At 73.1% G+C, this 19,829-nt stretch carries 11 protein-coding genes and 3 pseudogenes; 10 read left to right on the forward strand and 4 right to left on the reverse strand.

What is annotated here, in order from left to right:
* Nucleotides 1–4: 4 nt before the first annotated feature.
* Nucleotides 5–774: pseudogene (locus UK82_RS24160) on the reverse strand (MarR family winged helix-turn-helix transcriptional regulator); the annotation flags it as partial.
* 59 nt (nt 775–833) lie between these two features.
* Between UK82_RS24160 and UK82_RS24165 the strand changes: the two are divergent.
* Nucleotides 834–1,457 (forward strand): DUF4232 domain-containing protein, encoded by a 624-nt coding sequence (locus UK82_RS24165; RefSeq protein WP_083507332.1) that lies wholly within the window; start codon nt 834–836, stop codon nt 1,455–1,457.
* On the opposite strand, the gene UK82_RS33120 is transcribed toward UK82_RS24165, so the two are convergent.
* Complete coding sequence (locus UK82_RS33120) at nt 1,444–1,599, reverse strand: GNAT family N-acetyltransferase (protein WP_199865431.1); 156 nt, start codon at nt 1,597–1,599, stop codon at nt 1,444–1,446. The two genes, UK82_RS24165 and UK82_RS33120, sit on opposite strands and share 14 nt — an antisense overlap.
* A gap of 174 nt (nt 1,600–1,773) precedes the next feature.
* On the opposite strand from UK82_RS33120, the gene UK82_RS41695 reads away from it, so the two are divergent.
* The 5 genes and pseudogenes from UK82_RS41695 to UK82_RS43255 form a co-directional block, all read left to right on the forward strand.
* Nucleotides 1,774–4,359: a DUF4062 domain-containing protein gene (locus UK82_RS41695; RefSeq protein WP_396230630.1), complete on the forward strand. Its 2,586-nt coding sequence runs from the start codon at nt 1,774–1,776 to the stop codon at nt 4,357–4,359.
* 118 nt (nt 4,360–4,477) lie between these two features.
* Entirely contained in the window at nt 4,478–6,088 is a 1,611-nt protein-coding gene (locus tag UK82_RS24175; RefSeq protein WP_236706372.1) for an MFS transporter, read from the forward strand.
* A 207-nt stretch (nt 6,089–6,295) separates the two neighbouring features.
* A complete protein-coding gene (locus UK82_RS24180) occupies nt 6,296–7,903 on the forward strand; it encodes an MFS transporter (protein ID WP_236706373.1) in 1,608 nt (535 codons plus the stop codon).
* Nucleotides 7,904–7,931: 28 nt separating this feature from the next.
* Nucleotides 7,932–8,159 (forward strand): TetR/AcrR family transcriptional regulator (locus UK82_RS43250; protein WP_396230633.1); only part of this gene is annotated, 228 nt, incomplete at its 3' end.
* Nucleotide 8,160: 1 nt separating this feature from the next.
* A pseudogene (locus UK82_RS43255) lies at nt 8,161–8,558 on the forward strand (hypothetical protein); the annotation flags it as partial.
* Nucleotides 8,559–8,631: 73 nt separating this feature from the next.
* On the opposite strand, the gene UK82_RS24190 reads toward UK82_RS43255, so the two are convergent.
* Nucleotides 8,632–10,749 carry an NAD(+) synthase gene (locus UK82_RS24190; protein WP_201784237.1) on the reverse strand — a complete coding sequence of 706 codons (2,118 nt, stop codon included), beginning with the start codon at nt 10,747–10,749 and terminating at the stop codon, nt 8,632–8,634.
* A gap of 409 nt (nt 10,750–11,158) precedes the next feature.
* Here UK82_RS24190 and nifJ point away from each other — a divergent pair, with 409 nt between their 5' ends.
* The 3 genes from nifJ (at nt 11,159) to UK82_RS24205 (ending at nt 16,417) form a co-directional block, all read left to right on the forward strand.
* On the forward strand, nt 11,159–14,686 hold the full coding sequence (gene nifJ, locus UK82_RS24195; protein WP_044886344.1) for a pyruvate:ferredoxin (flavodoxin) oxidoreductase: 3,528 nt from the start codon (nt 11,159–11,161) through the stop codon (nt 14,684–14,686).
* A 194-nt stretch (nt 14,687–14,880) separates the two neighbouring features.
* Complete coding sequence (locus UK82_RS24200; RefSeq protein ID WP_044886343.1) at nt 14,881–15,450, forward strand: heme-binding beta-barrel domain-containing protein; 570 nt, start codon at nt 14,881–14,883, stop codon at nt 15,448–15,450.
* A gap of 265 nt (nt 15,451–15,715) precedes the next feature.
* Complete coding sequence (locus UK82_RS24205; protein ID WP_044886342.1) at nt 15,716–16,417, forward strand: hypothetical protein; 702 nt, start codon at nt 15,716–15,718, stop codon at nt 16,415–16,417.
* An 85-nt stretch (nt 16,418–16,502) separates the two neighbouring features.
* Here the strand turns inward: UK82_RS24205 and UK82_RS24210 are convergent, their stop codons facing one another.
* The gene (locus UK82_RS24210; protein WP_236706374.1) at nt 16,503–18,116 is read right to left on the reverse strand and encodes a lytic transglycosylase domain-containing protein; all 1,614 of its coding nucleotides are present in this window, start codon (nt 18,114–18,116) and stop codon (nt 16,503–16,505) included.
* Between the two features lie 963 nt (nt 18,117–19,079).
* On the opposite strand from UK82_RS24210, the pseudogene UK82_RS24215 reads away from it, so the two are divergent.
* Nucleotides 19,080–19,829: pseudogene (locus UK82_RS24215) on the forward strand (sugar-binding protein); the annotation flags it as partial.

Consider the following 19,829-nt stretch of genomic DNA (forward strand, 5'->3'; position numbering starts at 1 on the left):
GGGNCCGGCGGCCTCGTCGGACGCCGCGATCCCGGTCAGTCGGGTCAGGACGCCCACCGCCGCGGTGAGCGTGGCGCGTTCCTGGTCGTCCAGCCGGTCAACCAGGCGCGCCAGGTTCGCGACCCGGTCGGCGTGACGGGCGTCGACGATCTGCCGGCCCCGCTCGGTGAGGGACAGCAGGACCGCGCGCCCGTCGTTCGGATCCCGGCGGCGGGACACCAGCCCGTCGCGCTCCAACTTCCCGACGAGGCTGGTCAGCGCCGGCTGCCCCAGCGGCTCCGTCGCCGTCAGGTCGGTCAGGCGCAGCGGCCCGCGGCGGGCCAGCGTGTGCAGCACCGACAGGGTCGAGAAGGCGAGCCGGCGGACCGCCGGCAGCCGAATGAAGATCGAGTTGAAGTCCTCGATCGCCGTGGTCAGCTCGTCCAGATCCAGATCCAGATCCAGATCCAGCCGGCCGGCCGTGCGCGAGGGGTCCACAGGCGAACCATATCGATTTTCGATGCAAATTGTCCCGGCTCTTGGTCGGACCTTCACCGTGGGGTGGCCGGCGGATCGCCGGAGACTGGAACCGCCCGCTGGTACCCGACGTGGTGATCCCGAAGGATCCATCGGAGGAACCTGTCGATATAGTCGCTTTCCGGCGGGATTCGGACACCGGTGGACTTCATGACGGGACGTCGAGCCTACGCCCCGGATGGCGGTCGGCCGGATGCGTGGGCCTGCTGCTGGCGTGCGTCGGTGGGTGGCGGAGGACACGAGCCGGCCGGCGTCCATGACGATGATCACCTAGCCGTCGCGGACGAGGCTCGGGCCGGCGAGTGTGGAGGTATGACATGCGTGCTGGACCCCGTGGGCGTCCCGGCCTGGTGGCGATCTCGCTGGCCGTCCTGCTGGCCGCCGCCAGCTGTGGTGGCTCTGCGGTCGCCACCGGCACGAGCCCGCTCCCGAGGTCCGCGTCGGCGGTCCCTTCGTCGACGGGGCGGCCGTCCTCGGCGACCTCTTCGTCGCCGACGGTGGCCGCGGTGGGTGGTGCGTCGTCGGTCCCGCGGTGCGAGGCGGGGGATCTGACCGTCACGCTCGGTGCGGCGGACGGCGCGGACGGCGGGCAGCATCAGCGCCCGGTGGTCGTGACGAACCGGTCGCCGCGGCGCTGCACCGTCACCGGATACCCCGGCGTGCAGTTCGTCGCCCGCGACGGATCGACCTACGACGTCGTGCGATCGCCGCTCGTCCGACCCGGCCAGATCGACCTGCCACCCGGCGCCCACGCCTCGGCGAACCTGACATATCTGGTCACCGAACCCGGCGACAGCGGCGCGTTCCTCCCCGTACGCGTCCTGGTCACCCCGCCGGACACGTTCACCTCGGTCCCGCTGCGCTGGGACGGCGGCCCGGTCCTCGACCAGTCGGGCGCCACCCATCCGGCCACCTACATCATGGCCTTCACCGCCGGGTAGCCGAGCCGCGGGCGGCCCACTCGTCGGCGAGCAGGGCGTAGACGATCTCGTCGGTCCACGCGCCGCGCAGGCGTTCGTTGCGGCCGAAGTACGCCTCGCGGCGCGGGCCGAGCCGTTGCAGGACGCGGGCGGAGGGCGGCATTCCGGCTCATCCCGCGACCGTGACGCCGGGCCCCCGCCCGGCTTCGCCGGGCCTGGTCCGTGTGCGGCGGGTTGCGGGCGCCCATTAGGTACTGTCCGGTCAGGTACTTCCCACGACGTACGGGGGAATGGGGTGCGCGTCGGCCTGCGGGTGTTTGTCAGTCACACGTCGGACATGAACAGGTATCCGGCTGACCGGGCCTTCGTGCGGGCGGCGTCGGACGCCGTGCGCCGTAGCGGGCACATCGCCATCTCGATGGAGGATTTCACCGCGGTCAGCAAGGTGCCCGCGTCCTTTTGTCAGGAGCAGGTCCGCGGGTGTGACGTGTACATCGGGGTCATCGGCTTCCGATACGGCTCGCTGGTGGCCGGCGGACTGCACGGCGACGGCACCGCGGCGGCCGGCGAGCCCGCAACCGGCCGGCCGGCGGGCGACCCGGCGGGGTTCCCCGGCCCGCCGGCGGGCCTGCCGCATCCCACGCCCGTCTCCTATACGGAACTGGAGTTCCTCACGGCGGTCGAGACCGGGATTCCCCGGCTGCTGTTCCTGCTGCACGAGGACACCCCCATTCCGCGCAGTCTCACCGATCGTGATCTCGAGCTGGTCGAGGCATTCCGGGAACGGCTGCGTTCCGCCGGTGTGACCGTCGGTACCTTCCGCACCGCCGACAACCTGGAAGCCCAGGTCACGCTCGCATTGACCCAGCTGATCCGGCACGGTGAGGTCGACGCCGCGCTTCTCACCGAGGGGAGCGGCCGGAAGCCGGCGGTCGCCTCCGGGACCGCTCCGCAGCCCCCGGAGCCCCCGGGCCTGACCGACCTGACGCGCGCTACCGGCGCAACCATCGAGACTGCCACCGGCTCGGCCCGCCCGACCGCTGAAGCCGATAAGGCCGACCCCGCCGACCCCGCCGACCCCGCCAAAGCCGACCCCGCCAAAGCCGACCCCGCCAAAGCCGACCCCGCCAAAGCCGACCCCGCCAAAGCCGACGCCGCCAAAGCCGACGCCGACAAGGCTGATAACGGCGACGGCGACGTCGACGACGCGGGGCGCCGGTTCCGCCCGCGGGGCCGGTTGCCGTACGTGCTTGCCGCGGTGGTCCTCGCCTGCGCCGTCGCCGCCGGGGCCGTCCTCGGCGCGGGGCTGGGCCGATCGGGATCGTCGCGCACCTGTCAGGCGCCCGACCCCGTGACGGCGCTGCCGGCCGCGGCGACCTGGGTGGGATCCCACGACGGGCAGTGCATCGGGTTCAGCGACGGTGCGTACACCTTCGACGCGACCTCGCCGGATCTCGTCGCGCTGCTGACCACGATCGGTCGGCAGAACGCCGCGCTCGCCGGCAAGGGCGGGGTGTACACGGTGGTGGTCGCGGCGCCGCTGACCGGGCTGCACTCCCGCCCGGGCGGCGGGCAGGCCGACTCGCCGACGACCGTCGGGCAGGGGGGACTCAACGAGCTGCTCGGGGCCCAGCTCGCGCAGGCGGCGATCAACGCCGCCGCGGACGCCCCGGGCGCGCGCTCCCGGTCCCGGATCCGGCTGCTGGTCGCCAACGTCGGCTGGCATTCGGACGGGGCGCTCACCGTCGCCGGGCGCATCGACGCGGTGGCCCGCGCCGATCCCGGGCTCGCCGGAGTCCTGGGCCTGTTCCAGAGCACCTCCGCCGCCCGCCAGGCGGTGGCGTCACTCAGCGGAACCACCCATCTCCCCATCGTGTCGTCCACCGCCTCCGACGACGGCTTCACCCGGCCCGTCGGGCCGCCCGGGCAGACCCGCCGCGCGTTCGACTGGTACTTCCGGGTCGGGCCGACCAACCGCCGGGAGGCGGGCGTCATCGCGCGGGCGATCCCCGAGATCATGAAGCGGGAGGGGCGCGGCGACGAGCCGGTCCGGCCGTTGATCGTCTCCGCCGGGGTGGCCAACGGCCCGAAGGGCGCCAACGCCGACCACTACAGCGACAACCTCGCCCAGGACGTCAGCACCGAGCTGGGCCGGTTGCCCCGCGCCGCGCCGGCCGTCCACGTGCCCTTCCCCGACGCCGAGCAGGCGGCGGCGGCCAGCGCCGCGGACGGCGGCCCCACCGTGCTGGGCGTGCTCGGCCACACCCTCAGCGCGCGCTGCGCCGGCCCGCAGCCGCCGAACCTGATCATCTACACCGGCCGGACCACCAGCGTGAACACCCTGCTGGAGGCGCTGACCGGGTCCGCCTGCGGCCGGGTGGACCCGCGTCTGCCGATCATCTCCGGGGACGACGCGATGGAGCTGGAGACCGACCCGGGGGAGATCGCGGCGGGCGCCATGGGCGGCCACACCTTCTACTTCGCCGACTTCGGCCTCGCCCAGCCCGGCGACATCCCGCCGTCCTACCTGGAGCAGGCCGGCGCAGGCAGCGCGGTGCCCGGGCAGTGGGCGGCGCGGGTGCGCGACACCCCGCAGCGGCTCATCTCCGGGCACACGATCGTCGCCTTCGACGCGATGTCGGTCCTGGCCCGGGCCATCGGCGCCGCCGAGCTCAACACCCCGCCGCCCGGCCAGCTCCGCGCGAACATCAAGGCGGTCCTGAACGGCACCTGCGGCGATCTCGCCCTCGCCGGCGCGAACGGCTACATCAGCTTCGACCGGTACGGCGACTCGAGCAGCGCACCGGTGCTCATCCGCCGGTTCGACCCGACGGACGCCACGGTGACGACCGTCGCGTCCGCCACGCCTGCGGAAAGCCTGCGGCACCCCACTTCCGCGACCGCCAACTGCACCCAGCTCTGAACCGGCGCCGTCCGCTGGGGTGGTCGTCCCGGCGCCGGCGTCGGGCAACTGGTTGCGTCCGGGCACAACCGCGGTTGACGATCGGCAGGTTTGGCCCGCGGGCCTGGAGGGGAGCAGCGTGGTTGCGCAGGACCAGGGCCCGGGGCGGGCCGCACCGTCGCCCCCGTCATTCGTGCCGGCCGAACCGGCCGCGGACCTCGCCGAGGACGCGCCCTTAGCCGGCCGCGCCGCCCCCGTCGTCCCCGCCGTCCCCGCCGTCCCCGCCGGCGGCTCCGGGCCGGCGGGCGGTTCCGGGCTGGCGGGCGGTTCCGGGCCGGCGGGGCGCCGGGACCGGCAGCTCATCCTGCTGACCTGCCTGGCGGGGATGTTCGCGACGACGTTCACGGCGACCGTGCTGTCCGTGTCGATCCGCACGGTGGCCGGCGACCTGCACAGCAGCGTCGACGTCATCTCCTGGGCGGTGACCGGCTCGCTGCTCGCGCAGGCGGTGGCGATGCCGATCCTCGGCCGGGTCGGCGACATCCGCGGGCACCGGCGCACGTTCCTCGTCGGCTCCGTGCTCGCCGTGGTGTTCTCGGTGGCGACCGCGGTGGCCTGGGACCCGGTGTCACTCATCGCCTTCCGCGCGGCGGCGCAGGTGGCCGGCGCCGCGACGATCCCCGCGTCGTTCGCGATGCTGTTCCACGCCTTCCCGCCGCACGAGCGGGTGCGGCCGTCGGCCTGGGCGTCGGGGGTGCTGTCCGGGGCGTCGGTCAGCGGGCTCGCGATCGGCGGCCTGGTCATCGACTCGATCGGGTGGCGGCCGCTGTTCCTCATGCAGGCCGGGATCGCCCTGGTCCCGCTGATCGCCGCGGTGAAGGTGCTGCCGGTCGACGCCGGCGACCGCAGCCTGACGCTGGACAAGACCGGCGCGCTGGTGCTCGGCGCGGCGACGTTCGCGCTGACCTTCGGGGTCAACCGGGCCGCCGGCTGGGGGCTGCAGCCGATCGTGATCGGCCTGCTCGTGGCCGTCCCGCTGCTGCTGTGGCTGCTGGTCGTGGTCGAGCGGCGCACGGCCATGCCGGTCATCCCGACCGTGCTGCTCGTCGAGCGGGACATCCGGGCCGCGGGGGCGAGCTCGTTCCTGCTCGGCGCCGCCCACATGGGTAACTTCCTGGTCACGCCGCTGCTGCTGGAGGGCGTGTTCGGGCTGTCGGTCGCGGCCACCTCCCTGGTGACGATGACCCGCACCCTGTCGATCGCGCTGGCGGCGCCGTCGGCGAGCCGGCTGGGGGCGTGGATCCCGCCGCGGTTGCTCGCAGGCGTGGCCGGCGGGGTCTACACGATCGCCCTGGCCGTGCTCGCCCTCGGCACGCAGGCCCACCAGCTCCCCGTGGTCATCGCCGGTCTGATCGTCAGCGGGCTGGCGTTCGGGCACGCCCAGCCGCCGCTGCTGGTGATCACCGGCAATGCCGCCCCCGCGGACAGCTTCGGCCTGGCCACCTCGCTGCAGCAGACCGCCAATCAGATCGGCGCCGTGATCGGGATGAGCCTGCTGTCGGCGATCGTCGGCGACGCGCTGCGCGCCGCCCCGTTCACCGTCGCCTACCTGGCCGCCGCCGGCCTGTCCGCCGCCGCCGGCCTCGCCATCCTCTTCGCCCGCCGCCCGCCCGCCCGCTCCGCGGATCCGCCGGACCCGGACCCGGAGGTCAGGCCGGACCAGAGAGCGGCGGAACCCGCGGCAGGCTGACCTCGACCTCGACGGCCCTGTCCGCGGACCGCTGGTGTTCCGCGGAACCGCGCCACGCGCGTCGGGGCCGGGGCGGCGCTCATCGGCGAGCCGGCGCGTCGCATATCCACCTGAACGCCCCTGCGCTGCACCCGCCGGTGCCCATGTCTGCGCGGGCGGCGGCCTCACTCTGCCTCGTGACGTGGGCGGCTTCCCGAGAACTTGTCAGTGACTGTCATTATCTCTAATCTGGCAGCCACTGACACTTCGTGCTCGGGAGGATCCGTGAGGGATCGCAAGTGGTGGGCGCTGGGCGGGATCGCTCTGGCGGTGTTCGCGGTCGGTCTGGACGGGACCGTCCTGGCGGTGGCGCTGCCGACGTTGGCGCCCGCGCTGCATGCCTCGGCGACCGATCTGGTGTGGTTCTCCTCGGCCTATCTGCTGGCCTTGGCCGCGGCCATGCTGCCCATCGGCGTCCTGGGCGACCGGTACGGCCGCAGGCGCGTCATGCTCGCCTCGCTGGCAGTGTTCGGTGCGGCCTCGATCTACTCGGCCGAGTCGACCTCGGCCGCAGTGTTCATCGCGGCGCGGGCCCTGGGCGGCGTGGCCGGCGCCGGCGTGATCGTCATGGCGCTGTCGGCGGTGACGGTGTTGTTCACCGAGCGGGAACGGCCGCGGGCGGTCGGAATCTGGGCCGGCGTCAACTTCCTCGCGCTGCCGGCCGGACCGCTGCTGGGCGGCTGGCTGCTCACCCGCTTCTGGTGGGGCTGGGTTTTCTGGATCAACGTGCCGGTCGTCGTGCTGTCCCTGGTCGTCGGGGTCGTCCTGGTGCCGGAATCGCGTGCCCCCCATCGTCCACGGATCGACTGGGTCGGCATCGTCGGTTTCAGTTCGGGGCTGGTCGCCCTGGTGTACGGATTCGTCGATGCGGGATCGAACGGCTGGATCTCGATCTCGGCGCTGGGGCCCATGGCGGCGGGGGTGGTGCTGCTCGTCGGCTTCGTACGCTACGAGCAGCGCCGGGCCGCCCAGCCCGGCGGCGAGCCGCTGGTCGACGCCACCCTGTTTCGCAGTCGCGCATTCACCTGGGGGATCGCGCTCGCCGCGGTGTCCTCGCTCGCCATGATCGGCGTGCTGTTCGCGATGCCTCAGTACTTCCAGGCCGTGGTCGGGACCGACGCCATCGGCTCGGGGCTGCGGCTACTGCCCCTGATCGGTGGCCTGGTCCTCGGAGCGCCGGTGGCCGAACCCGCCGCGCGGGCCCTGGGCGGCCGGCGCGTGCTCAGCGCCGGGTTCGTCGTGCTGGCGGCGGGACTGCTGCTCGGATCGTTCACCTCGGTCGACACGGGCGGGGCGTTCATCGCCGGCTGGATGGCGGTGACCGGACTGGGACTGGGACTGACCCTGTCCACGGCCGCGTCCGCGGCGCTGGCCCAGCTCCCACCCGAGCGTTCCGGTGTCGCCTCGGCCCTGATGCAGGCCCTCCAGGAGGTGGGCGGGCCGCTCGGGTCGGCCATCCTGGGTAGCGTGTCCCTCGCCGCCTATCGTGCCCACCTCCAGCTCACCGGTCTTCCCCCCGAGCTGGCGGAGAAGGCACGCGGCGGCGTGTTCGACGGCACCGAGGCCGCTCGCCGCGTGCGGTCGGACGAACTTCTGCACAATGTTCACAGCGCCTTCGCGCACGGTCTGAGCGACGCGCTGCTCGTCTCGGCCGGCATCGCCGCCGTCGGCGGCCTGATCGCGGCCCTGTTGTTTCCCGGGGCCGAGGCCGGTGGTACCAAGGAGACCGTGAGGAGGCCAGACATCGACACCGCAGCGGACGCTCATGCCAGCTAGCCCGGCCCCTGTCGCCGGCTCGGCCCCCATGCCTGCGCCGGGACGGCGCGCGACCAAGAAGGCCGCCACGAAGCGCCGCATTCAGACCGAGGCTCTCCGGTTGTTCCGGCAGCAAGGCTACGACCACACCACCGTGGCGGACATCGCCGAGGCGGCCGGAGTGTCAGAGCGCACCTACTTCCGTTACTTCGCCACCAAGTCGGAAGTGGTGCTGTGGGACTACTTCGACTCGAGCGTCGTCGAGGGCCTGCGTGGCNAGCCCGACGGAACCGGTCTCGTCGACGCGTTTCGCGCCGCACTGAGAGAGAGCTTCGCGCAACTGTCGCCGACCGAGCTCGCCGACCAGTACCGGCGCACCGAGCTGATGATGATCGTCCCGGAACTACGCGCCGCACACCTGGATCATCTCGTCGCGTCCACGGCAGACCTCGTCGCGCTCCTCGCCAGCCGCAGCGGAGCCAGCCGCAGCGGAGCCAGCCGCAGCGGGCGGACCGGGCCGGTGGCCGACGACCTGGAACTACGCACGCTGGCCGGGGCGATCGTCGGGATCACCATGAGCGTTCACCTGGCCAGCGCGGAAAGCGACGTCGTCGACATCCCCGCCGCACTCGACCGATCTCTCGCATGCCTCAACGACGGCTTTCGCGACCTGTGACACTGCCGCACCGGTGGCATGGCCACCGACAGCAGGATCTGGTCGATGCCGGTCAACCGGGCGCGCGGCGGCGCTAGGGCTGCGGGCCGTTACGGTCGAGTTCGGCGAGCCAGGCGGTGGCCCCGGCGTCGGACGGCGCCCGCCAGTCGCCGCGCGGGGACAGCGTGCCGCCGAAGGAGACCTTCGGTCCGTTGGGCAGCGCCGAACGCTTGAACTGCGAGGCCATGAAGCGGCCCAGGAACTCCCGCAGCCAGCGCACGATCGTCGCCACGTCGTAGGCGTGCCGCTCGCCGTCGGGGAAGCCGGCCGGCCAGCCGTCGGTCAGCGCGTCGCGCCAGGCGTGCCAGGCCAGGAAGGCGATCTTCGACGGCGCCAGGCCGTGGCGCAGGAGGTGGTACAGGAAGAAGTCGTGCAGCTCGTAGGGGCCGATGCGGTCCTGCGTGCTCTGCATCGTGCCGGTCTCGGCATCGGCGGGGACCAGCTCGGGGGAGATCTCGGTGTCGAGGACCGCGGTCAGCAGTTTGCCCGTGTCCTCGTCGAACTGGTCGTGGCTCACCGCCCACCGGATGAGGTACTGGATCAGGGTCTTGGGCACGCCGGCGTTGACGGCGTAATGGCTCATCTGGTCGCCGACGCCGTATGTGCACCAGCCGAGCGCCAGCTCGCTGAGGTCCCCGGTGCCGACGACGAACCCGCCGTGGTGGTTGGCCAGCCGGAACAGGTAGTCGGTGCGCAGCCCGGCCTGCACGTTCTCGTACGTGACGTCGTAGTCGGCGGCGCCCTCGGCGGCGGGATGACCCAGGTCGGCGAGCAGCAGGCGGGCGGCGGGGCGGATGTCGATCTCCGCCGCCTCGACGCCGAGCGCGCGCATCAGCGCCCACGCGTTCGCCTTCGTCTCGTCCGAGGTCGCGAAGCCCGGCAGGGTGTAGCCGAGGATGGTCGTGCGCGGCACCCCGAGCCGGTCGCACGCCTTCGCCGCGACGATCAGCGCGTGCGTCGAGTCGAGGCCGCCGGAGATGCCGATGACCATCCGGCCCCCGCCGGTCGCCTGGAACCGCCGGGCCAGGCCGTGGACCTGGATGTTGAACGCCTCGTAGCAGTCGAGGTCGAGCCGCTCGGCCGTGTCGGGGACGAACGGGAAGCGCCGCTGGTGGCGGCGCAGCCCGACGTCGCGGCGGTGCGGGCGGTGGTCGAAGCGGACCGTGCGGAACCGCTGCTCGGGCCGGCCGGCCGCCGCGGCGCTGTCGTTGAACGTTCCCGTGCGCATCCGCTCCTGGCGCACCCGGGCGAGGTCGACGTCGGCGACGAGGAGCTGCGGGGTGTCGGCGAACCGCGCGGACTCGGCGAGCAGATCCCCGAGCTCGTGGATCGTGCCCTGCCCGTCCCAGGCCAGGTCGGTGGTGCTCTCGCCGGTCCCGGCCGCCGAGTAGACGTAGGCGGCGAGCGCGCGCGCCGACTGGGCGGCGGACAGGTGCGCCCGGTCGGCGGCCTTCCCGACGACGATGTTCGACGCCGACAGGTTCGCCAGCAGCGTCGCGCCGGCCATCGCCGCGTACGACGACGGCGGGATCGGTGCCCAGTAGTCCTCGCAGATCTCCACGCCGACGACGAGGTCCGGCAGGTCCGCCGCCTCGAAGATCAGATCCGTGCCGAACGGGACCGTCCGCCCCGCGACGGTGATCTCCTCGCCGGTGACGCCGGCGCCCGAGGCGAACCAGCGCTTCTCGTAGTACTCGCGGTAGTTCGGCAGGAACGTCTTGGGCACCACGCCGAGGATCCGCCCGCGCGAGATCGCCAGCGCCGTGTTGTAGAGCCGCCCGCGCCGGCGCAGCGGCGCCCCGACCAGCAGCAGCGGCCCGAGCTCGCGGCTGGCCCGGCACACCGTGTCGACCGCCTGCTCGACGGCGTCGAGCAGCGCGTCCTGCAGGTGCAGGTCGTCGAGCGCGTACGACGACAGCCCGAGTTCGGGGAAGACGACGACGTCGACGCCGTCCGCGTCCGCCTGGCGCGCCAACGCGACCGTCGCCTCGGCGTTGCGCGCCGGGTCCGCGGTCACCACCAGCGGCGTGGCCGCCGCGACCCGCGCCAGGCCGTGGCTGTGGATCGCGGCGAACTCCCGCCGCGGCTCGCCGGGCCGGGTCGGGCCGCCGAAGCCCGCCTGGGCCGCCTCGCCGAACTCTGGCTCGCTCACGTCGCCTCGCATCCTGTCGTCGCGTCCTGGTCGTCGCGTCCTGGTCGTCGCGTCCTGGTCGTCGCGTCCTGGTCGTCGTCGGTGCACCCCGTCCGCATTGTCGCCCTCCCGCCAACGGGTGAGCACCTCCGATCCGCCCGTACCGCCGGTGGTGCCATCGGCAGCCGGTTCGGAAGGGTCCGCAACCGTGGACCGGGCCCGCGGGCCGTCCCGCGCCCCGGCTCCCAGCGTCGGGCGGCCGCCGCTGTCCCGGCCGGCGAAGCCTCCTGGGCAGGACCTCTGCGGAGGCCTACCGGACGACAGGGCACGTCGAAGACGCTCAAACAGGGACTTCTACCGGTAACTTCCGTCTTCCGGGAAGGGAAGGAAGTCCCTCGCCGCTGCGTCATCCCGCGCCGACTCTGGGTGTATGGGTCAGAAGACGATCGATGGTAACGAGGCCGCCACCTCGGTGGCCTACCGGGCAAGTGAGGTGATCGCCATCTACCCGATCACCCCGGCGTCGGCGATGGGAGAGCTCGCCGACGCCTGGGCGACGAAGGGCCGGGCGAACCTCTGGGGCGCGATCCCCGAGGTGGTCCAGTTGCAGAGCGAGGGCGGCGCCGCCGGTGCCGTGCACGGGGCGTTGCAGGCCGGCGCCCTGTCGACCACGTTCACGGCCTCGCAGGGCCTGCTGCTGATGCTGCCCAACATGTTCAAGATCGCCGGTGAGCTCACGCCGATGGTCCTCCACGTCGCCGCCCGCACCATCGCCACGCACGCGCTGTCCATCTTCGGTGATCACAGTGACGTGATGGCCGCGCGCTCGACCGGCTTCGCCATGCTCGCCTCCTCTTCCCCCCAGGAGGCCCACGACCTGGCCGCGGTCGCGCACGCGGCCACGTTGGAATCCCGCATTCCGTTCCTGCACTTCTTCGACGGTTTCCGCACCTCACACGAGCTCAACGAGGTCACCGAGATCGACGATGCCACGCTCGCCGGGCTGCTGTCCGCCGAGCAGATCGAGGCGCACCGGCTGCGCGCCCTGTCCCCGGACAGCCCGGTGATCCGCGGCACCACCCAGGACCCCGACACCTTCTTCCAGGCCCGGGAGGCGGCCAACGCCTACTACACCGCCGTCCCCGGGATCGTGCAGCGGGCGATGGACCGGGTGTCCGCCGCCACCGGGCGGGCGTACCGGATCTTCGAGTACCACGGTCACCCGGAGGCCGAGCGGGTCGTCGTCGTCATGGGCTCGGGCCGCTCCGCGGTGCGCGACGCCGTCGACCGGCTGGTCGGGCGCGGCGAGCGGGTCGGGTTCGTCCAGGTCCGGCTCTACCGGCCCTTCGACGGCGCGGCGTTCCTCGCCAGCCTGCCGGCGACGGTCCGCTCGATCGCGGTCCTCGACCGCACGAAGGAGCCGGGCGCGCTCGGTGAGCCGCTGCGCCTGGACGTGCTCGCCGCGCTCGCCGAGCGGCCCGAGAGCATGCCGCGGGTCATCGGCGCCCGCTACGGGCTGGCGTCGAAGGAGTTCACCCCGGCGATGGCGGCGGCCGTGTTCGACGAGCTGGCCCGCTCCCAGCCGCGCCGCGAGGTCACCGTCGGCATCCACGACGACGTCACGAACCTCTCCCTCGACGTCGACGACCACGGCCACCCGGAGGCCGACGACGTGCGGCGCGCGGTGTTCTACGGGCTCGGCAGCGACGGCACCGTCGGCGCCACCCGCGCCACCGCCGGCATCGCCGCCGACCACACCCCGCTGCACGCGCAGGCGTACTTCGTGTTCGACTCCAAGAAGTCGGGCTCGATGACGGTGTCGCACCTGCGCCTGTCGCCGCGTCCGGTCGACGCCCCCTGGCTCATCGACGACGCCCAGTACGTCGGCTGCCACCAGTTCTCGCTGCTCGAACGGGTCGACGTCCTCGCCGTCGCCGCCACCGGCGCCACCGTGCTGATCAACAGCCCGTACCCGGCGGACCAGGTGTGGGAGCACCTGCCGGCCAACGCGCAGCGCCACCTGCTCGACCGTGACGCGCGCCTGTTCGTCGTCGACGCCGACCGGGTGGCCCGCGACGCCGGCCTGCCCGGGATCGTCAGCCCCGTGCTGCAGACCTGCTTTCTGACCCTGTCCGGGCTGCTGGCCGCCGACACGGCGCTCGCGGCGGTCAAGAACGCCATCCGCATCGCCCAGGGCAAGCGCGGCGAGGCGGTGCTGCAGCGCAACTTCGCCGCCGTCGACGCCTCCCTCGGTGCCCTCGCCCAGGTCGACCTGACCGGCCGGACGGTGGGGGAGCGCACGGCCCGGCGCCTCGACGGCGACGCGCCGGTGTTCGTCAAGGAGGTCACGGCCCGGATCATGGCGGGGGAGGGGAACCTGCTGCCCGTCAGCGCGCTGCCGGTCGACGGCACCTTCCCGGTCGGCACGGCCCGCTACGAGAAGCGCGCCATCGCCCACGAGCTGCCCGTCTGGGACGCCGATCTCTGCATCAACTGCGGCAAGTGCACGATCGTCTGCCCGCACGCCGCGATCCGGATGACCGCCTTCGACCCGGCGCTGCTCGCCGACGCGCCCGCGACGTTCAAGTCGCGCCAGCCGAAGGACAAGGATCTGGCCGGGCTGCGGGTGACCATCCAGGTGGCGCCGGACGACTGCACCGGCTGCAGCCTGTGCGCCAAGGTCTGCCCGGCGACGAGCAAGGAGAACAGGGAGCACAAGGCCCTGGAGATGGTCGACGCCGCGCCGCGGCTGGCCGAGGAGCGCGCCGGCTGGGCGTTCCACGAGACGCTGCCGGCGATCGACCCGACGCGGGTGTCGGCGGAGAACGTCCGCGGCTCGCAGTTGCGCCAGCCGCTGTTCGAGTTCTCCGGCGCCTGCTCCGGCTGCGGCGAGTCGCCGTACCTGAAGCTGCTCACCCAGCTGTTCGGTGACCGCATCCTCGTCGCGAACGCCACCGGCTGCTCGTCGATCTTCGGCGGCAACCTGCCGACGACGCCGTGGACGACGGGCGCCGACGGCCGCGGCCCGGCCTGGTCGAACTCCCTGTTCGAGGACAACGCCGAGTTCGGCCTCGGCATGCGCCTGGCGCTCGACAGCCGGGCGCGGGAGGCGCGTCGCCTGCTCGCGGCCGCCGCACCGATCGTCGGCGACTCGCTCGTCGACGAGCTGCTGGGCGCCGACCAGAGCACCGAGGCCGGCATCCTCGCCCAGCGCGCCCGGGTCGCCGAGCTGCGCCGGCGCCTCGCCGGCACCGAGCACGACGCCCGGCTCGACCCGCTCGTCGACAACCTCGTCGACAAGAGCGTGTGGATCGTCGGCGGCGACGGGTGGGCGTACGACATCGGCTTCGGCGGCCTCGACCACGTGCTGGCCTCCGGCCGCAACGTCAACGTGCTCGTCCTGGACACCGAGGTGTACTCCAACACCGGCGGGCAGGCGTCGAAGTCGACACCGCGCGGGGCGGTGGCGAAGTTCGCCGGCGGTGGCAAGCGGACCCGCAAGAAGGACCTCGGGCTCATCGCCGCCGCCTACGGCGACGTGTACGTGGCGCAGATCGCGCTCGGTGCCAACGACCAGCACACAGTGCGGGCGTTCAACGAGGCGGCGAGCTGGCCCGGCCCGTCGCTCATCGTCGCCTACAGCCACTGCATCGCCCACGGCATCGACATGACCGACGGCCTGTCGCACCAGAAGGCGGCGGTGAAGTCGGGCTACTGGCCGCTGTACCGGGTCGACCCGCGCGCCGAGCAGCCGTTCTCCCTGGACTCGCGGACGCCGTCGATGACCTTCGCCGAGTTCGCCGCCACCGAGTCCCGGTTCACCCGGCTCGGCGCGGTCGCCCCCGACGCGGTCGCCGAGCTCGAGGATCTCGCCCAGCGCGACATCCGCACCCGCTGGGAGACCTACGAGCACGAGGCCGCCGCCGCGCCCCGCACCGGCGACGCCTCGCAGACCTGACCGACCGCCAGACCTGACCGACCGCCTGACCCCCGCCGCCGTCCGCTGCCCAGCCGGACGGCGGTGGGGGCCCGGGTGGGTCAGAGCCGGCGAGCTACGGGGGCTCGCCACGTAATGTCTGGATGTTCCGGTCGATTTGTGCCGGTTCCGCGGGATGTTCAGTTCTCGTGTTTCAGTCTTAGGAGGGTTCGGCGTTGACGGAGAAGGTTGGTCCGGAGTGGGGGCCGCTGGCGGCCCTGGCCGGCGAGTGGGAGGGCGACCAGGGTGTCGACGTCGCCTTCGGCAACGTCGAGGGTTCGATGATCACCACCCCGTACCGTGAGCGGGTCACCCTGAAGCCGTTCGGTCCGGTGGACAACGGCACGCAGCACCTCTACGGCCTCGACTACAAGATGGCCGCGTGGCGGTTCGGGGAGGAGAACCCCTTCCACACCGAGCTTGGCTACTGGCTGTGGGACGCCGAGCTCGGCCACGTCATGCGCAGCTTCCTGGTGCCCCGCGGGCAGACCCTGATCGCCGGCGGCGTGGTCGCGCCCGACGCGACCAGCTTCACCCTGCGCGCGGACCTCGGCTCCACCACGTACGGCATCCTGTCCAACCCGTACCTGGCCCGCGCGGCGAACACGACCTCCTACGAGGTGACCTTCACCGTCAACCCCGACGGCAGCTTCGCCTACGACGAGACCACCACGATCGACCACGCGCGGGTGGCCAGCGGCCCGGTCGCCCACACCGACCGCAACGTCCTGCGCCCCGTCGCCTGACGCCGGTCGCCTGACACCCGTCGTCTGACGCCCGACCCCTGGCCTCGCCGGCCGGTGGTCGCGGCCCGACACCGGTGGCCCGCAGTTGCGGTGCGTTCCGTACGGTCCGGCTCCTCGAGCCGTACACGGCGCACCGCAACCGGAACCGCGTCAGGTCACGTTTGTCCGGTCCAGGCCACCCCTCGACCATGGTGTCGATAGTCTCCCGAAGCCCGCCCGCGGCAGATGCCTGTCGCGCTGATGGCTCGAGAGAGGCCAGGTCGTCGTGCGACTGTCATCGTCGGACCCCCGGGCAGCCCACTGGTTCGCCCGGGGCTTGTCGCTGGCCGGCGCCGTCCTGTGCGGTGTGTTCTTCTTCGGGTGCGGTGCGAGCGGTTCCACCGGGTCGTCCGCGGTGTCCCCGGCCGGCTCGCTGGCCACGACCGGGACGGCCCCCGCCGCCGCGAGCGCCTCCGCCGCCGCGACCGCCAAGACCGCCGGGACCGCTACCGGCGTCGCGGCGCGAACCGCAGCCGCCGCGACCGGAGCCGGTGCGACGGTCCTGCCCGCCGGTGCGTCGTCCGGTGCCACTGCCGGGGCGCGCAACCTCCCGGTGGACGCTGCGCTGCGCGAGCAGCTCGTCGCCGCGTGGGTCGCCGGGCATCAGGGGCCGGACAGCGCCTCCCTCTCCCGGTCGGATGTCGCGTCGACCGCGGCGGGCTCCGTCTACTACGCGCAGGAGACCGGCCCCGGGACCTACTGGGCCGTCGCCGACTTCGAGCCGTCGGCGAGCGCCCTGGCGAAGGGCAGGAAACTCAACGGGGCGGCCGGGGACCCCCTCATCGCCTTCCAGGACGGTCCGTGGCTGTTCACCCGCCCCAAGGGCGGATCATGGAAGCTGGCCGGCGACACGGGCGGGCAGCTCTGCGCCTCCTCGGTGCCTCCCGCCGTCGCCGCGGTGTGGAACCTGCCCCGAGAAGGCTGCTGATCTTCCGCTGCACCGCGGGCGGCTCGGGTCGCCGGGGAGCGGCGCGGCGGTGCGCGGCGGGCCGCGGGCCCCGCGCGGTTCGGCATCAGGAAGCGGAGGTCGGCGAGGCCGCTGATCGGGCGTCGCCCGCCGGGGTGAGAGGGACGACGAGCAGGGAATTGCTTGGCGAGGCGGCCGGGGCATCGACCGAGGCCGGCACGGTCGCGGAGGGCGTCGCCGGGGAGCCGTCCGTCGACGGCGGTGATGGGGACGGCGTGGTCGTCAGCCTCGGCGCGACGCTGGATGTGGTACGTGAGCGGGCCGGGGCCGAGGGAACGGCGGACGGGAGCGCGGTCGGGGCGGCGCTGGTCGCCCCGACCGGCGCCGGCGCGGTGGCGGTGGCGGACGGCGACGGTGTTGCGGTCGGCCTGGGCGGGCTGGCCTGTGTTGGGGCGGCGGCAGGGGGCGTGGCAGTTGGCTGCGCCGCGGGCGTCGCCGGCGGCGCGGCGTCGGCGCCGGGCAGGACCGGCGTGGTGGTGTAACCGGCGGTCCAGGCGAGGACGGCGCGCAGGTAGCTCGACGACGGGTTGTAGCTGTAGACGGCGGCTCGCAGCGCGGCGGGATCGGCGAGGTCGCGGTCGTGGCGGCAGAGGTAGCCGGCGGCGGAGAGGGTCGCGTCGTCGACGTTGTTCGGGTCGGCCTGGCCGTCGCCCGACCCGTCGCGGCCCGCCCACGCCCAGGTGGTGGGGATGAACTGCATCGGCCCGACGGCCCGATCGTAGCGGCGGTCGCCGTCGAGCCGCCCGCCGTCGGTGTCCCGGACCAGGGCGCGGCCGTCATGCCCGTCCAGTGCCGGGCCGAGGATGCGGCTGGTGATGGTGCCCTCGGCGGTGATCGCGCGGCCGACGCCGTGGCCGGACTCGATGCGGCCGATGCCGGCGAGCAGTTGCCAGCGCAGGTGACAGCCCGGCTGATCGGCGGCGGTGCGAGCCGCGGCCTTCCGGTAGGCGGTCAACATCCGGGCGGGGATCCGCCGGTCGGCGGCGGTCAGCGTCAGCGTCCGGGCAGCCGAGGGCGGCGTCGCGGCCGGTGGACTGGTGGTGATGCTCGCGAGCGGCTGGCCGTCCGGCCCCACCGGCGTCAGCCCTGTCGGCGGCGTTGGCGGGCCGGCGGTTGTCGTGGTGCCGGTGTCCGGGACGGCCGGCTGGAGCGGAGGAAGATCGAGGTCGTAGTCCCGAGTGGGCGGGTGCGCGGCCGGTGGCGGGGCGGCGGCGCGGGCGGCGTCGGCGGCGCGGGGGGCCGCTCCGGGGACGAGGCACAGCGCGACGAGCAGGCCGATCATCGGCGCGGCGGCGAGCATGCCGGCGGTGCGGGACCGCCGGCCCGCCGGGCCCTCGTTACGGCCGCGGTCCTGTCCGTCCTGCTGGCCCCGCCCGCTCCACCGGCCCCGCCCGCCCTGCTCGCCCTGCCGGCCCCGCCCGCCGTGCCGGCCCGGTGCGGCGGGTCCGTCCCGTCGGGCGTGGCGTCTGGGGGTCGCGGGGGAGCGCAGCCCAGGTCGGAGGTCGGCCTGTCGGTCGGATCGCGGATCGGGACGTGGCTCGGCGTGCCCGTCCGCGGGCCGCACGGAATGCGGAGGTGGCGGCGTCGGGCGGTGCCGGCCGGCCGCGGTGGCGCCGGCGCCGGCGCGGTGGCGTCCAGGGTGCTCGGGCGCACGGCTCATACCGATGGCCTCCCTCGGTGGGACAGGTGGATGGAGCCGTACGGACGGCGACCCGCGCGACACCGCGGATTCGGTCGGCACGGCCACCGCGCCGCCTTTCCGGACCGCGTTCCCGGACCGCGTTCCCGGACCGCGTTCCCGGACCGCAATCGAGTACCGGAAGATGCCCGTGTACAGACGCCCCGTTCGGCTTTCCTTCCCGGGCCACATGGTTTCCACGGCAGCGATCCGTGGCTGGCAGCCCGAAGCCCCGACAATGATCGACGATGCCGAACCCGGGTCGTTCCAGGCTCGGATCCGGAATAGGACTTTGGCATATGACCGGCAATCTGTCAGCCAGTCGGAGCGGGAAGTTCCCTGCTGCTCCTAACGATCAATGGTGCGCGACTCGCATCGAGTGATCGACTTTGGTTGCTGTCCGTATTCGGCGCGATCGTGGATGACCGCTTCGGTCGCTCTCCATCAGGTCTCTGACCTCGGCGTTTCAGCCCGAAGGTCGGCACCGCCCGGCGTGAACGCCACCGCTTACCGAGGGCGTCGATCTGCTCGCGTGGTGCGGGGTGGCAGCTCGTCGCTGGCCATCGATCGATAACCAGATGGCAGAGGGCGGCGGTGCGTTTCCGGCAAGTAACACACCACTGTGTGACCCAAGTTACCCAGGTCGCGGAACGTATATCGGTGGGGCGCCGATCGTGCGGTCGCCACTCACTGACGGTTGCGGTAAGGGCGTGCAGAAGGGTCGTCGGCGCCCTCCTCCATCACGCCGAGCAGTCGATCACCGCGGTCTCCGCGAGTCGGCGATTACCCTGCGCAACACAACGGAAGACCAATGGCCCGAATCGCTCCTGTACCGAGATCTGCGCACCTGTCATTTTCGGTGCTCAGTGCGGTTCCCGTTCCCCTCGGTGACCGCACTCACCACCGCCTCCGGACACTTTCGTTTCCGGCATGATCGGAGTTGGCGTGAAGCGCGCTTTCCTCGGGCGACCTCGCGTGTCGTTCACCCGTTTCCTTGGCTTGCTGCTGGTTGCCGTTCTGGCCGTGACGATCGTGGAGTTCACCCCGGCCGGACGGAATGCGGCGCAGGCCGCCACGACCCCGTCCGGCGGCGCCCGACAGCCCGCATCGTCCGGTCCGGCCGAGCGGCCGGATCTCGTCTCGGCGCAGCTTGCGGCGCGTGCGGAGAAGCGGCGGATCGAGGTGACGGGTCAGCGTACGGAGTCGACGTCGACGTTCGTGAACCCGGATGGGACGGTCACGGTCGACTCCTATTCGGGTGTCCGCCGGGTCCGCCGCGGTGACGGTTGGGTGGACGTCGACGCGACGCTGGTGCTGGCGGACGGGAAGGTCACGCCGAAGGTCGCGAAGGCGGGGATCGTGCTGTCGGCCGGGGGGAAGGCGGGCGGTGACGTGGCGACCCTGGTCGACGGTGGCCGCGAGCTCGCCTTTGCCTGGCCGGGCGCGCTGCCCGCGCCGACGCTTGCCGGCAGCACGGCGACCTACGCCGACGTGGCGCCCGGCACCGATCTGGTGGTCAAGGTCGTTCCGACGGGTTACGACGTGCGGATCGTCGCGCACACCGCGGCGGCGGCGCAGGCGGCGTTGCGGTTGCCGTTGCGGTTGAAGGGGTTGACCGCCGAGCGGACGTCGGCGGGGGAGCTGCGGCTGTCGGCGGGGGGGAAGGTCGCGGCTCGTTCGCCGTCGCCGTTGATG

Source organism: Frankia sp. ACN1ag (assembly GCF_001414035.1).
GTDB classification, from domain to species: domain Bacteria; phylum Actinomycetota; class Actinomycetes; order Frankiales; family Frankiaceae; genus Frankia; species Frankia torreyi.